The organism is Chryseobacterium cucumeris (assembly GCF_001593385.1).
GTDB lineage: Bacteria > Bacteroidota > Bacteroidia > Flavobacteriales > Weeksellaceae > Chryseobacterium > Chryseobacterium cucumeris.
In genome coordinates this window covers 603,249-617,129 of record NZ_LUVZ01000012.1, presented here as the reverse complement: position 1 = coordinate 617,129, position 13,881 = coordinate 603,249, and the positions used below count along the sequence as shown (strand labels likewise).

The window sequence follows — 13,881 nt, the reverse complement described above, 5'->3', positions numbered from 1 at the left end:
AGACCGGGACTTTTATTTGAAAAAAGCATTCCATTTATGTTATATGTCACAAAAGCATTATATTTGCAAAAAATTTATCCATAGTTGGTTCTACCAATATGGTAACACTGATGAAAAATATTATTGATAAATCATTGTTTGTAGTTTTCTACAGACTATCAAATTTTATATCATGCCGGATTTAAAAATACAAGAAGCGAAATTGCTTTTTAAGAAAATCCACTCTAACCCAAAAAGTTATGATTTACAAATCAATGAAGGCGGGATTACAGGCAGAGATGATAAAATCAGTTTCAGACTTTACAGGACTGGAGAAAGGGTTGCTTTTGAAGTAACAATTGACGAACTTACTTTCACCAATACCACTGGAGAATGGAATAATGCACTGATCATGCTGGGAAATACGATCAAAAAAATAGAGAAAGAACAAGAAAATTTAAAAATAGAACAAGCAATAAATAAACTGAGAAAGTACCTATCAGAAGAAAATTAAAATTTTTAAAAATAAATTTGGTAGTTTAAAAAAAAGTTTATAGTTTTGCACTCACATTTAAACGATATGGCAAATCATAAATCAGCACTAAAGAGAATCAGACAAAACGAAACTAGAAGACTTCGTAACAGATATTACCACAAGACTGCTAGAACAGCTTTAAAAGCTTTAAGAAATGAAGAGAACAAAGCTGCTGCTACAGAACAATTGCCAAAAGTTATCGCTTTATTGGATAAATTAGCTAAGAAAAACATTATCCACAAAAACAAAGCAGCTAACTTGAAAAGCAAATTAACAAAGCACGTTAATAAATTAGCGTAACAATATAGCTGGCCCGTTCGTCTATCGGTTAGGACCTCAGATTTTCATTCTGGTAAGAGGGGTTCGATTCCCCTACGGGCTACTTACATCTTATAAGACCACTGTAACAACGGTGGTTTTATAAAGATAACTGTAGAAAAAGCTATATTAAAATAAATCTAACCGGCCCGTTCGTCTATCGGTTAGGACCTCAGATTTTCATTCTGGTAAGAGGGGTTCGATTCCCCTACGGGCTACAATAAGAGTTGATACTTATAAAAACAAAAAGCTAACACATTACTTCGGTAATGGAAGATAGAGGGCCCGTTCGTCTATCGGTTAGGACCTCAGATTTTCATTCTGGTAAGAGGGGTTCGATTCCCCTACGGGCTACAAAAGGACTTTTTCGAAAGTCCTTTTTTCGTTTCTATATACATTACTATTTCAGCAATTTCTTCCCAAAAGAATCAACAGGTTTAAGCTTTCTATAGTTATTACACCTACTCTATCGAGCGAAAACGTTTTTTTCAGTCAACATATCTCACCGACAAAACTTCTTATGTCATTCATCACAGCCAGTGAAGTATATTAAATTTCATTAAAAATATCACCAATAATGGAAATATTATTTCATACTTCTTTCATTAATCCTTAAATTTGAATAAAACTATTCATTCTAAAATATATAACATGAAATTCAATTTATTTTCGGGAAGTTCTTCTTCTTTAAAAGCCGGATTGATGGCTTTATTTTTATTTTCTGCCAGCGCCATGTCATTGGCACAAAACAGAATTTATGCCCATGCACAAAGCTCAGGGGTATTCGGTGTAGCCTGCCTTGGATGTCGTATAGATAATCCGCTTAATGCAGTAGGAGACAATGAAGACGACTATTCAACAATGGTATTGGGCACAGTACTATTGGGAGGAATCCAGCAAACGTTGATTTTCCCAGATCTGAGATCAGATACTAGGCTGGTAGTAGGAATCGGAACAGATAATATCCCATTATCAGTACAGTTATTAAGCGGAGTAACGCTTGAAACCATGAATGGAGGCACTTCTAATGACGACCGAAGAACAATTGATGTAAGTCTTCTTAAACTGGGTGCAACTCCTAACAGAGGTACGGTAGAATTCAAACCTACAAAACCTTATGATGGGATAAGAATCGGATTAACAGGTGGCGTTCTCAGCCTTGGTGGTGGCTTCAGAATCTATTACGCTTACCAGGATCCCTTAATGAACATTATGGCTCATAGTCAAAACGGCCAGATTATTCTTGGCGGGAATGTTCCTCTAGACGGTTCGGAAATTACTTTGTTCAACACTTCGGGAAAAGAAGTATTCCGTTCCACATTGAGATCAAATACATTTGAGTCAAAACAACCGGAGGGTGTTTATATTATGAATATACAAACCAAAGAAGGGAAAACGTATTCCAGAAAAATTTTAATCAAATAATATTCAATAAGCGATACAAGAAATACGGTAGACTTTTAAAGCTGCCGTATTTTTTTCATTCATTCTCAGACAAATACAACCTGTAATTAGTAAATAAAATTAAATCCATAATTACAAATATCAATAAATTATTAACAAATCACATAATTATGAAATAAAATAATCAACATAATCATTTTATTTATAAATTTACAAAAAAGCTAAAACCCAAAATTTTTCTACATATGAAAACTTATTTATTATTTGGCCAACGCACAATGAAAGCTGCAATCCTGGCATCATTCCTATTTTTAACAAGCGCAATGTCTTCTGCACAAATTGTAAAAACTTATGCAAGCAGCCAAACCAATCAGGTTCTTGGAGTATGCCTGGGTTGTGGTGTATTAAATCCTCAAAATGCTGTAGGAAGCAACGAGAATGACTACTCTACTTTACAGGTTTCAGTGGGTCTTCTTGCAAGAACAGAACAGACATTGATTTTCCCTACAACCAATATTGCGAACAATACCAATAAACTTGTTCTTGCGATAGGTTCAAATGGAACTCCTCTATCTGCACAGCTATTGGGCGGAGTATCTATTGAAACATTTAATGGAGATGTTTCCAATAATGATTACACAAGTCTTGCTACAAAACTGATCAATCTTGGAGCGGGCGATCCAAGCAAAGGTGAAATTGAGATGACCATGAACATTCCTTTTGACCGTATCAAAATTAATGTTAACTCAGGATTATTGAATATTGGTGGAGAGCTTAGAGTATACTATGCTTACCAATACAAAGATCCTTTCATCAATTTCATGGCTCATAGCAAGGATGGACAATTTACTCTGGATAAAAATGTTTCTGCTGAAGGTTCAGAGGTTACTCTTACCAATACTTCAGGAAAAGAAGTATTCCGTTCTAAACTGACATCCAATTCTTTTGAAACCAAACAACCACAGGGAGTATATATTATGAAACTTCAGACAAAAGAAGGAAAAACATACTCTAAAAAAGTGATTATCAAATAAAAAAGATACATAAGAGAACGAACCCGGCAAGCTTTCCAAGCTTGCCGGGTTTTTATATCCCATTAATGAACCTATCCCATATAAAATCATACTGAAGGACAAATAAAAACCTCTGATCAACATTGACCAGAGGTTTATTTAACAAGATTACGATCTAAACTCTTATTAGTTTTTAATTAATTTTTGCTGATAAACGGCTTTATCCGTCGTAGCTTTTAAAATATAAATACCTTTTGGAAGTGCGCTTACATTGATCTGTCCGTTGTTCAACTGAGCATTAACAATTCTTCCTGATGCATCATAAATAGAAACATTTTGGATTTTCTCCTTGGTTTTAATAGTAAGAATATCAGTAACCGGATTTGGATAAATACCAAATTCAAGTTTCTTCACCTCAGCGGTTGCCAAAGTGGAAGCTGTACTGTTTACTGTAAGTGTTTTTTCCACAAGCTTACCATTTGAGTTAAAACTGATCACAATGTCAGATGTACCTGAAACAAGCGGCGTCAAAACCAGCTCATCATTATCATTAATTACAGCAGAAACTGTTGTAGGATTGCTGTTTGATTTGATTGACTTTACTACTGACACAGCCAAATTATCAGCATCAGAAACGATTGCTTTCAGATCAATTGTTGTTGTGTTTCCGGCAGTAACCTGTGAAGGGAAAACACTACTAACAACAGGAACTGAATTGTTGGTAAATACCGTCAATGAAGGGAACCAATAATAGTCATTAAGTGTTTTTGTATTGATAAGCGAACCGGTCATATCATACGTATGAATCCAGTTTTTCTGGTAGTGTGCACCATATCCGCTTTCTGTGGTATTCAGAACCAATTCTCCGGTAACAGGGTTTACACGAAGAGCTGCTCCGTACGGAATTTGTTTAAACTGACCTGTTTGTCCAGGAATGGCAGCAAAATTTTCATTAAATGTTTTCGTAGTTACATCGAATCTTACGATCTGTGTTCCTGAGCTCCAGCTGCTTATTGAATTGATCCAGTATAAAGCATTCTCTTTATTACTTGCTGTGAATCTTCCGGCATTCCATGCGCCCCAGTCTCCGATATACTTTGTAGTTGGGATATTGTAAGCTTGTGTTGCAAAAGTGGTAGGATTGATGCTGATCAGCTTCTGATCCTGAATTCCCCATACGCTTCCGTCTTTAGCCTGAGTAACTGAATAGAAACCTCCGGCAACAGTACTCACAATCGTATCAGTATTAGGATTAATCACTAAAATTCCTACTCCTTGCTTAACAGCAAAAACATATTGTGAAGTACGGATCATATTTCCGATCTGCCCGTTTCCACCTGTACCGGTAATTAGAGAACCTACCTGTAAATTATCAATATTAAAAGTAACAATTCCAGTGGAAGTTCCGATATATCCTTTATGTTCATTTACTCCGACAAATGATCTACCATCACCACCTCCGATATTATTGAAACCGGCAAGTTTCTGCATGGTCTGCGCATTGGCTACGACCAATCTACCTCCAGGAGTATATTGAGTATCTCCTCCATCAGCAGCTTGTTTTGAAACGAAATAGAATTTATCACCATAGATCGTTCCGTATTGTGTAGTTGCACCGAAAGCCTGATTATTGTTTGCATTACTGTAGACACGGTAATTAATCTGGCCGTTATTATCAATGAAGTTTACAGAACCGTTGGTGTGTCCGTACCATTCTTCATTTACCATGAAATATCCATTGGTAAAGTTATTGGAAGCAACATACGGAGAAACAGGAGTAATAGTGGAAGAAACCGGAGTTTGATTAAATCCTACGTTGAAATTCCAGACATCCCAGGAACCGTTTTCCAATACACGTGAAGAAGCTCCAACACTGGAATACCCGAAATCAGCATCTGCAGGATTCTTTACCCAATATGACCAATACCCGTTAACCGTCCATCCGGACTGCCAGTGATCATTAGCCGCATCTACAATCGTGTAGCTGTCAAAATCATAAGCAGTTGTATTCACAAAACCATTTACCGGATATAAAGGATAAGTGGTATTTCCGCTTTTGATCAGTGCATTAGTTCCCTGACCGTTCAGATCAAATCCAATTCCTCCAACTGCTGATCCAAACTGTGTTCCCTGATACAACAAAGTGTATAATCTATGATCTGCTTTAGCAATAGCTTTCAGCATATCTTCTCCAGTAGCATTCCCGTTCCATTTGAATCCCCAGACCATGGCATCAGGATTCTTACTGTCATTCCACTGTACTACAAAAGCAGCCTGATTGGTTCCTGATCCTACCCAATACTGAATATCAGAAAAACTAATGGTAGTGGTATTAAGCTTGCTGATCCCTGAAATATCATTTCTGGGTACACCCTGAACTTTTATCTGTGCATTCGATACGCATGCGAACAGAAAAAGCATCATAAAAAGATAAAACTTTTTCATTTTTTATTAATTTAAATAGATTGTATTATTATTTGAAATGTAAATCGTAAGCTCCTGCCACTTCTGTAGAAACTTCTCCCAGCCATCCTGCTTCCTGATTAACTCCCGTATATATTTTCATAAAGTCTACTCCCGGAAGTTTCACGTATTTCCCACTTCTGTCTACCGCCCAGGAAATATCGATATTGGAGGCTTCATCATTATTCGGAGCATTGTCTGCATATCCGAACTCATATGATTTTCCTACCCAATAGGATCCGTCCCCGTTCTGATCGTAGAAATTATTTGCCAGTCTTGTTCCAGAAAACCCGTAAGAACTTTCGGTAAACCATAAAGGATAATAGCTTTGCGCATGGAACGTATTTTTTGTTTTAAAGCCCTGATTCCCCAGATTGTCACTCCATTTTATATATTCCACGTCGGTCTGCCAGAATTCAGTTCCGGGTACAGGTATTTTATTTTCGTTAGGTTTATGATAGGTTATGCTGTAGTCTTTCACTGTAGCATTTTTGAAATATTCACTGCCAGCAATTTCGTACCATTCATCATTATCAGGCTTCCCATTTTTATTTCTGTCGTAGGCCACCATAATAATTCCCGGTTCACAAGATCCTGAACGTTGATCCGCAGCATCATTTCCAAAGAATGCATTTCCCAGTACTTTAAAATCACGTCCATTCAGATTGGGAATCGTATGATCAAAACCAAACACTACATATCCGCCATAGCCACCAAGACTGATCATGGTGGAATTACCTCCTACCAACGATTCGTTGGCTTTCTGAAGCATATTCGCGGTAGTATTTCCTGGTAGATATTCCGGAATTTCGTTCATGAACTGCCCTACGGCAGGACGGAACTCCAATACTTTAGAAATATATTTACTGTAAGGTGTTTTTTCTTTGGTAACGATTATTTTAGAATGAAAAACCTGCTCGTTTCCTTTATTGTTAATCTTCAAAGTCAAAGGATAAGCATCTGCAGTAGGACTGATGAATTCAAGTTCTGAATTCTGAGAGATAATAGAGTCATTAATACTCCATGTAACCGATCCTGAAGCATTGGTAGGAATACTCAAAACCTTTAAACGTTCAATGGTATAGGAATCATCAAGTCCATTAAATGTAAATTCATTTTCATCATCATGTTTACAGGCTATCACTCCTACAAGGAAGCAGGATAGAAATCCGATTTTCAAATAAGTAAAGCTATTTCTGTTCATTTTTTAAAGTTTGGTTATTTGTATAAAAAAGCGAAGTGGGCAGGGATATTTCCCCCTTCCGTTTTCCATTTAAAGTGTCCGTTTTTATCAAAGCAATACAAAAATCCCATGGATACATAATTTCTGGCATCTGTCATGTAGATATCTTCTGTGATGGGATTTACGGCAATGCCGTAAGGGGTTTTAATGGCATCTTCATATTCTTTGTCAAAAATTCTGTTGGCAATGATCTGTTCTGTTTTTACATCAATGATTCCAAATGTCTTTTTATAGCTGTGGGTGTTGTAATTGAATTCATTTCCATAGAAATAGAGTTTATCATTTACGATTGTCATTTCACTCACGGAGAGATGAAAATCTTTCTTGACCGTTCCCGTGGCTGCATCTATGAGATAAAGACTGGAAGGAACATTATAATAATCTCCTCTTGAGGTTACATAGAGATCACCGTAATTATCTTTTTTAATGTGATGAAGATTGATGGCAACATTTATTTTTTTGAGTTCGGTAAAAGTATTCAGATCAATTACCGAAACAGTATTGTCATAATCGGGAGCTTTATATCCTCCGGAATTGGCAACAAATAAGATATTTCCCACAATTTCTATTTCTTCGGGCTGATATCCTACCACTACCTCACGCTGGATGGAAAGAGAAGCCGTATCAATTTCCACTACTTTCCCCTTCGGTGCTTTCGGGTTAATCGCTACAGGTCCGGCGTAGCTGCTGGCATAAGCTTTTCCGTTTTTGAAAGCAAGGTATCGGCAGTTTTGTAATGGAATAGAAGTAATACGTTTAGTCGTTTTAGCATCCAGCACTTCAATTTTATTGGAAACATTAACAACGATATAGAGCTTGCTTCCATAAACTTTGATATCATTTCCTACATCCCCCAACTCTTTTACGACATTGGGATTGATTTCTGCGTAGATATTCCGGTAATAGGTTCCTTTGGTGTAATCAAAAAAATCAAGGGTACATTTATTACTCCCCATGTTCCCTTCATTGAGCATATAGAAGCCTTTTATTGCTGTATTTTCTGAAGGAAGCCCTTCTACCACTTCCTGACGGACAATAATTTCATCTGTACGACATGAAGTAAGAAAAGCTAATACAAGAAATAAAAAATAAAAGTTTAGTTTTCTCATAGGGTGAAGTTTAGAATAAGTTTAAAGTTTCTTCCGGGCATCGGATAATTGAGGACAACATCATAGTATTGATTGAAAATATTATTCATCTCAAGGCTTATTTTAAACTGATGATTCGCCCAGTTGAATTTTTTCTGAACAGACAAATCGTGCGTATACCAGGGCTGCACATAATTGTATTGAATGTTATCCTGATTCACGTCATATCTTTCTCCTACGTACATTGCACTGTAATTGAAACTCCAGTCTTTATAATCTGCCATAAGACTGAACGATCCGCTATGACATGGGGTATAAGGAATCTGATTGCGATAAAACGTGTCTTCCGGATCACTTATATCTCTCGCGCTTTGATAGGTGTAGGAAAGCAAAGGTCGGAGGGTTACTTTTCCAAGCTGCATTTCAGTCTGTACATTCACATCTGCACCAATGATTTCAACCAGTCCAAGGTTCATCATCAGCCAGCGGAACATGCTTCCGTTCGGAGCTGCCACAATTTTATCCTGTACTTTATTGTAGTAACCGTCTACTTTAGCATAAAATGTTTTAAAGAAACGGTTGTTATAATTCTTCTGATAAGTAAATCCTAAATCATATTGATTGGTGAATTCCGGTTTCAGATAGGTATTTCCGATATTGGTATAATACAAATCATTGAAGGTCGGAAGTCTGAAAATTCTTTTATAGAAAGCCCTTAGAGTAAGCTCCGGAATTTTTTCCGGCTGATAGCTCATAAACACCGCAGGTGTCCACTCTCTGGCATCTCCCGGTCTTTTATTTTTTCTTACTTCTTCAAAAGTAAAGGTTCCTAAAAGGCTTCCCAAAATTTTGAATCTGTTCCACTGATAGGTTGTTGCCAATGCTACCAATGTAGTGTAACGTGTAGGATAAGAAAAATTATCCAGAGTGGCATCCAGGTTATTATACTGAAAATCTCCACTCAGGCTGACATCCCAATTGGGAGTGATTGAGTAAATATTGGAAGAGGAAAGATAAAGTTCCCTTTGGATGTAGGTATTATCGGTATAAATAATAGACTGCGAACGAACTGTGTCCATGAAATGGGTGTAATCGTAAGCAAATTTTGCTTTAAGCTGTGTTTCAAATTTCGGGAACAGTTTTTTTCTCAGATTAGCCTGTACAAAATAATTCTCATCGGAAAGCCTCGCTCCTCTTCCTTCAAAGCGCCCGTTAACAATAGGTGCCGGCATTCCGCGGTTTGAAATATAACCGTAGCCACGGATATTCCAACTTCCGTTATTTAAAGTTCCGTTGAGAGAAGTTTCAAAACGTTTTACTTTGATATCTGAGTCCTGTCTTTTTGCAATGGTATCGTACGCCTGTTGCCCATCAGGATATTTCTTGGCATAACGAAATCTGTAAATTCCATCACTCTGCATAAATTCTCCGCTGAAGCTGGCAGAAACCCTGTCTGAAATTTTCTGTTCCAATCGGAATGAAGGATTAAAGAGATCAATAGATGCACTTTTTGCTCTTATCACCAAATTGGTTTTTCTATTTCCTTTAAATACGGGTGTTTTAGGCTGTAAATAGATAGACCCAGAAGAGCCAAAGTCCTTTGCTGGCTGAAAAATTTCACTTTTCTGTCCGTTATACAACGATATTTCTTCCAGATCATCCAAAGAGTACCTTCCCAGATCCACCAGTCCGTTTTGAGCATTTCCTAATTGAATTCCATCATAGAAAACCCCTACATGCTGGCTTCCCATGCTTCGGATGTTGATGGTTTTCAAACCACCCAATCCTCCGTAATCTTTAATCTGAACGCCTGAAAAATACCGCAATGCATCTGCAACGGAATGACTGTTTAGTCTTTCCAGCTGTTCTCCCTGCAGCGTTTGTGCCGGAAGAATTTCTTTAAAATTCTTTTTATAAAGATTGATTCCTTTAATGGTCTCTTCCTGAAGACTGTCTTTTTTCTTAGTTTGGGAAAACACAAGTTGAGATGTTAACACTAATATTGTGAAAACAGCTTTATGAATTGCAGAAGTAATTAGTTTTGCTGTCATTAGCTCATTTAGGATAATGAAGACGCTAATGGGTATAAGAATACAACGACAAAGCACAGCTGTCACTGCACAGAATCATTGATGTCCTAAGCTTTATTCCACGAAAGCGTCAAACGATTATTGTCTGGCAGGTCTTCTGACTTACTCCATTTTTGAAATCCTTCCCATTAAAAAACAGTGGATATATTCTTCAAAAACTTTGGTGCGGAGCTTACAGCAGCGGGTCTGTCCCGGATTTTCACCGGATTCCCTTTTAAGAGCTTTTTACGGCTCACCAAATTCCGGCAAAGATAAATAATTATTCCTAATCCCCAACTAAAATCATGATTTATAAACAATTAAAGCTCCCGAAGGAGCTTTAACATCATTTATTGGTGGTGTCGCTTTAAATTCCAATATTCAGAAAAATACTGAATCTTGATTGAGCTTCAATATCTCCTCCCGCCAGATGCGTGTACATGGGAAGCATGATTTCACTTCCCAGACTCAGCTTTTTGTAAGAGACTTCAAATCCCAGTTTTCCGTACAAAGCACTACCAGCAGTATTCGGCAGTGCCTCATCAAACTGTTTGTTCTGAGCGTAGACTTCACCCTGAACTCCAGTTTTTACAGAGAATATAGATTTTTCATTTCCTGCAACCTGATAAAAACCTGTTGCTGCATAGTTCCATTGGTTTCCAAAACGGTAATTTTTCCTGTTCTCTGTTTTAATGGTGTAATCTGTATTGACCAGTACGGCTACTTTATTTTTCTGAAATTTATAATTCAAAGCCGCCTGATAATCCCAGCTTCCGGTTCCCAGCTGAAAGCTTGGGTTGACACCGGATGCCCCTTTTTCATCAAACTTCCCGAGTGGAATTTTCAAGCCCAAACCTCCGCTCAGATGATGGAAATTATCTTTAGAGCTCATCAGCTGGTAAATTCCCATCAGGTTTAAATCTCCTATTCCATTGATTCTGATATCTCCCTGCATCGTTTTCTTTTCATGGAAATGGAAGGGCAGACTTGCATAAACACTTAGTTTTTTAGTCAGTGGAATCTTCCCCCACAGCTGCAACGTATTGAAATACTGATCCTGCGTGAGGTCTTTTACAAATAAGTTCTCTTTGGCTTTGTAATGCTGGGCGAAGTACTTAATTCCGACAAACTGTGGATTCAACAATGACTCAAAGCCGGAAGATCCATTTCCTGCAGCACAGCCGCACGCATCACAATCATCATCAAAATCGAATCTGTTAAGCGTTTCGGGAGCAACATAAGCACTGTCTCTGATGGTTTTTGCCTGATACTGATTCAACAGGATCAAACTTACTATCAATATAATCTTCTTCATGTTTTTTATAAATTATTCTGCAAATTTTGGATTGGATATAAAACTTTTATCCGATAATGTTTTCAGGAACGCAATGATGGATTGTTTTTCCTGGCTGTTCATAGCAATTCCTATGTGACCATTCTGTTTAAGCTGTGGATCAAGATTAACATTATCTTCCACCTGATCCGAATAGAAATTGAGTACCGCATCTAATGTATAAAACCTTCCGTCATGCATATAAGGTGCGGTATATTCTACATTTCTCAGACTCGGAACACGGAATTTCATCCAATCTACCTGATTCAGGCTCACTCTGTATCTACCTGCATCCTTGAATTCTGTATTGTAATACATTCCGGTATTTCTGAAACTCTCATCCGTAAACAGCTCTCCGCTATGACAGGAAGCACATTTCTGATTGAATAATGTCATTCCCTGGGATTCTATTGAAGTCAACTGTTCTTTTCCCTGTCTGAACCGGTCATATTTTGAATCTGCAGAAATTAAAGAAGCCATAAACTGTGACAATGCTTTTAAAATTCTTTCGCCGGTAATGGTTTCGTCTCCATAAGCTTCTCTGAACAGTTTTTTATACTTCTGATCATCTTTTATTTTCGAAATAGCTTCCGGTATGGAGCTGTCCATTTCATTCACATCAGTAATCGGGCTGATAGGCTGCTCATTCAGATTGTGAATCACTCCGTCCCACATATATCTTTTCAAAAAAGCCATATTCTGGATGGGCGGTGCATTTCTTATTCCTATTCTGTCGTCTACCCCATGGCTTACCGTATGACCGTGATGGGTAAAAGCATTTTCCTGAATATGGCAGAAACCGCATGAAATGGTATTATTTCTTGAAAGCCTGCCTTCATAGAATAATTTTCGTCCCAATTCCACACCGTTTTTGGTCACCGGATTAATGGATGTATCAAAAGTCATTTCCGGAAAATAAGAAGGAAACTCCAGATTGTAGGCTTCATCTTTTTCCAATGGCTGAATCACCTCATCAGAACATGAAATGCAACTCAATACAAATACAAGCAGAACCAGTATCGTTTTAACAAAAAAATTAATCATTGTGAACGTGGTCTACTTTAAACATTTTTGTAAGATTATTGGTAACATCTACCAGGTGCTGGTTTGAACCCATCAGCATATCATTGGCTGTGGTAAGTGTAAGTGTCTTATCTCCGCTCAAAAATTGGTTCAGGTCTGCCAGAATATGGACAGAAGGACGAATTTTTGCCGTTACCCTTGCTGTTGTCGGAAGATTCAGTGTAATTTCGCGATACAGATCAGGTGTATTGTTGGCTGCAGTATTTCCCATATTTCCTGTGTGATTCATAAATTCTTTTGAAGGAGAATCTGTACCGTATTTCCCTTCCAGTTTTACAAATACATAACCGGCAGCCCATGACCAGGACATTCCCTTCTGCTTGGCTTTTGTCCAGAATTCAGCCTGTCCGTCCTGTCCCAGCAAATACGCTTTTTGACTCACACCTAATCCAAATCTTATTTTTTTGTAATTGTTTTTCGGAACGCCATCCAGATTAAGATAAACAATTCCGGCTACCGCATCTGCCTGATCTACGATAAAAGCTCCTTTGTCAGGATTATTTTCGTTGTATTTAAATTCGTTTCCGTTCTCGTCTATCAATGCGATATTACTGATGACGTATTTCAAAGCAGAAAAGTTATGTTTCTGTCCGTTAGCAGAAGTCTGAACCGTCTGATTTAGAACGATATCTCCCACATTGTTAAATCCGTTTTCAAATTTGATCTGAAGTTTTCCAGGCGTAGTATCCTGTGTGTTCTCATCATCCCTGCTGCTTTCGCAGGCTGTAAAAGAGAATACAGTAAAGGCAATAAAGAATAGTGATAAAAATTGAGAAATTTTCATTGTTGATTTTTTAAGTTAAATTAATTTGAATGGCTGTAACAGCATTGTTTTTTTACCACAAAAAGCACAAAAGTTCTTACACTTAAGTTTATTAAGTGATACGTATTATGTTCAGAAGAGCACTTAAACTTTTTAAAAATCTTTGATTTTTAATTGAGTAAGCTTTTGTGACTTTTTTGGTTGAATAGTGATAGTTTAACTTAAAAAACCGGTGGTTTGAAAATATGGGTAAGAAACAGAAAAGAATAAGCTGTTTCGTAAGTGAAATTGAAACTGAAAAACTGACGTCTTTCCGTAGTGTTGACCGTTGTAGTTTCAGGAAGAATATAGGTATCAAGAATTTTCTGTCCTGAGTTTTTTATTTTTTGAAAAGGTGAAGATTCTGAATCATTGGCTTTGGCGAGCTCTTTACTCAGGTAACATTTTCCGTTACAGTGAACCTCCGGCCTGGTTTTATTGATACAGAGAACTTTAACGATATAATCATAATTTACAGCATACTCTACCACGGGCACTAAAGGTCTTAGCACCATATAGAAGGTAAAAAGTATGCTGTACAATATTTTCAT

Annotated in this window: 12 protein-coding genes, 3 tRNA genes and 1 riboswitch; of the genes, 7 read left to right on the top strand and 8 right to left on the bottom strand. The window is 37.3% G+C overall.

The genetic code is table 11. The features are described 5' to 3' along the window. Window positions 1-172 precede the first annotated feature (172 nt). From A1704_RS11650 to A1704_RS11620, 7 genes are all read left to right on the top strand, one after another. A complete protein-coding gene (locus A1704_RS11650; RefSeq protein WP_034694584.1) occupies window positions 173-493 on the top strand; it encodes a hypothetical protein in 321 nt (106 codons plus the stop codon). Between the two features lie 66 nt (window positions 494-559). Beyond that, window positions 560-814 (top strand): 30S ribosomal protein S20, encoded by a 255-nt coding sequence (gene rpsT, locus A1704_RS11645; RefSeq protein WP_002983073.1) that lies wholly within the window; start codon window positions 560-562, stop codon window positions 812-814. 10 nt (window positions 815-824) lie between these two features. Next, a tRNA-Glu gene (locus A1704_RS11640) sits at window positions 825-896 on the top strand. Between the two features lie 82 nt (window positions 897-978). After that, window positions 979-1,050: transfer RNA gene (locus A1704_RS11635), tRNA-Glu, on the top strand. A gap of 64 nt (window positions 1,051-1,114) precedes the next feature. After that, window positions 1,115-1,186, top strand: a tRNA-Glu gene (locus A1704_RS11630). Window positions 1,187-1,483: 297 nt separating this feature from the next. Beyond that, entirely contained in the window at window positions 1,484-2,257 is a 774-nt protein-coding gene (locus A1704_RS11625; RefSeq protein WP_082798771.1) for a T9SS type A sorting domain-containing protein, read from the top strand. Window positions 2,258-2,481: 224 nt separating this feature from the next. Then, the gene (locus A1704_RS11620; protein WP_082798770.1) at window positions 2,482-3,270 is read left to right on the top strand and encodes a T9SS type A sorting domain-containing protein; all 789 of its coding nucleotides are present in this window, start codon (window positions 2,482-2,484) and stop codon (window positions 3,268-3,270) included. Window positions 3,271-3,435: 165 nt separating this feature from the next. Here the strand turns inward: A1704_RS11620 and A1704_RS11615 are convergent, their stop codons facing one another. The 8 genes from A1704_RS11615 to A1704_RS11580 all read right to left on the bottom strand — a co-directional run bounded on the left by A1704_RS11615 (window position 3,436) and on the right by A1704_RS11580 (window position 13,881). Beyond that, window positions 3,436-5,694, bottom strand: a complete 2,259-nt coding sequence (locus A1704_RS11615; protein WP_062673509.1) for a T9SS type A sorting domain-containing protein — start codon at window positions 5,692-5,694, stop codon at window positions 3,436-3,438. 28 nt (window positions 5,695-5,722) lie between these two features. Continuing rightward, window positions 5,723-6,916: a hypothetical protein gene (locus tag A1704_RS11610; RefSeq protein WP_062673507.1), complete on the bottom strand. Its 1,194-nt coding sequence runs from the start codon at window positions 6,914-6,916 to the stop codon at window positions 5,723-5,725. Between the two features lie 14 nt (window positions 6,917-6,930). Beyond that, window positions 6,931-8,064: a YncE family protein gene (locus tag A1704_RS11605; RefSeq protein ID WP_062673505.1), complete on the bottom strand. Its 1,134-nt coding sequence runs from the start codon at window positions 8,062-8,064 to the stop codon at window positions 6,931-6,933. Next, entirely contained in the window at window positions 8,061-10,094 is a 2,034-nt protein-coding gene (locus A1704_RS11600; protein WP_062673503.1) for a TonB-dependent receptor plug domain-containing protein, read from the bottom strand. Before A1704_RS11600 ends, A1704_RS11605 begins: the two co-directional genes overlap by 4 nt. Before the next feature lie 109 nt (window positions 10,095-10,203). Beyond that, window positions 10,204-10,388: riboswitch (cobalamin riboswitch) on the bottom strand. Between the two features lie 91 nt (window positions 10,389-10,479). Then, the gene (locus A1704_RS11595; RefSeq protein ID WP_062673501.1) at window positions 10,480-11,427 is read right to left on the bottom strand and encodes a transporter; all 948 of its coding nucleotides are present in this window, start codon (window positions 11,425-11,427) and stop codon (window positions 10,480-10,482) included. Between the two features lie 12 nt (window positions 11,428-11,439). Further along, complete coding sequence (locus A1704_RS11590; RefSeq protein ID WP_062673498.1) at window positions 11,440-12,489, bottom strand: cytochrome-c peroxidase; 1,050 nt, start codon at window positions 12,487-12,489, stop codon at window positions 11,440-11,442. After that, on the bottom strand, window positions 12,482-13,312 hold the full coding sequence (locus A1704_RS11585) for an MbnP family protein (RefSeq protein WP_062673496.1): 831 nt from the start codon (window positions 13,310-13,312) through the stop codon (window positions 12,482-12,484). Before A1704_RS11585 ends, A1704_RS11590 begins: the two co-directional genes overlap by 8 nt. Before the next feature lie 200 nt (window positions 13,313-13,512). Beyond that, window positions 13,513-13,881 carry a hypothetical protein gene (locus A1704_RS11580; protein ID WP_065119602.1) on the bottom strand — a complete coding sequence of 123 codons (369 nt, stop codon included), beginning with the start codon at window positions 13,879-13,881 and terminating at the stop codon, window positions 13,513-13,515.

Excerpts from the sequence above, each read along its gene's own strand:
- A1704_RS11595 (WP_062673501.1), bottom strand. The coding sequence starts at position 11,427 with ATGAAGAAGATTATATTGATAGTAAGTTTGATCCTGTTGAATCAGTAT.
- A1704_RS11605 (WP_062673505.1), bottom strand. The coding sequence starts at position 8,064 with ATGAGAAAACTAAACTTTTATTTTTTATTTCTTGTATTAGCTTTTCTT.
- A1704_RS11650 (WP_034694584.1), top strand. The coding sequence starts at position 173 with ATGCCGGATTTAAAAATACAAGAAGCGAAATTGCTTTTTAAGAAAATC.
- A1704_RS11580 (WP_065119602.1), bottom strand. The coding sequence starts at position 13,881 with ATGAAAATATTGTACAGCATACTTTTTACCTTCTATATGGTGCTAAGA.
- rpsT (WP_002983073.1), top strand. The coding sequence starts at position 560 with ATGGCAAATCATAAATCAGCACTAAAGAGAATCAGACAAAACGAAACT.
- A1704_RS11585 (WP_062673496.1), bottom strand. The coding sequence starts at position 13,312 with ATGAAAATTTCTCAATTTTTATCACTATTCTTTATTGCCTTTACTGTA.
- A1704_RS11610 (WP_062673507.1), bottom strand. The coding sequence starts at position 6,916 with ATGAACAGAAATAGCTTTACTTATTTGAAAATCGGATTTCTATCCTGC.
- A1704_RS11590 (WP_062673498.1), bottom strand. The coding sequence starts at position 12,489 with ATGATTAATTTTTTTGTTAAAACGATACTGGTTCTGCTTGTATTTGTA.
- A1704_RS11600 (WP_062673503.1), bottom strand. The coding sequence starts at position 10,094 with ATGACAGCAAAACTAATTACTTCTGCAATTCATAAAGCTGTTTTCACA.
- A1704_RS11615 (WP_062673509.1), bottom strand. The coding sequence starts at position 5,694 with ATGAAAAAGTTTTATCTTTTTATGATGCTTTTTCTGTTCGCATGCGTA.
- A1704_RS11625 (WP_082798771.1), top strand. The coding sequence starts at position 1,484 with ATGAAATTCAATTTATTTTCGGGAAGTTCTTCTTCTTTAAAAGCCGGA.
- A1704_RS11620 (WP_082798770.1), top strand. The coding sequence starts at position 2,482 with ATGAAAACTTATTTATTATTTGGCCAACGCACAATGAAAGCTGCAATC.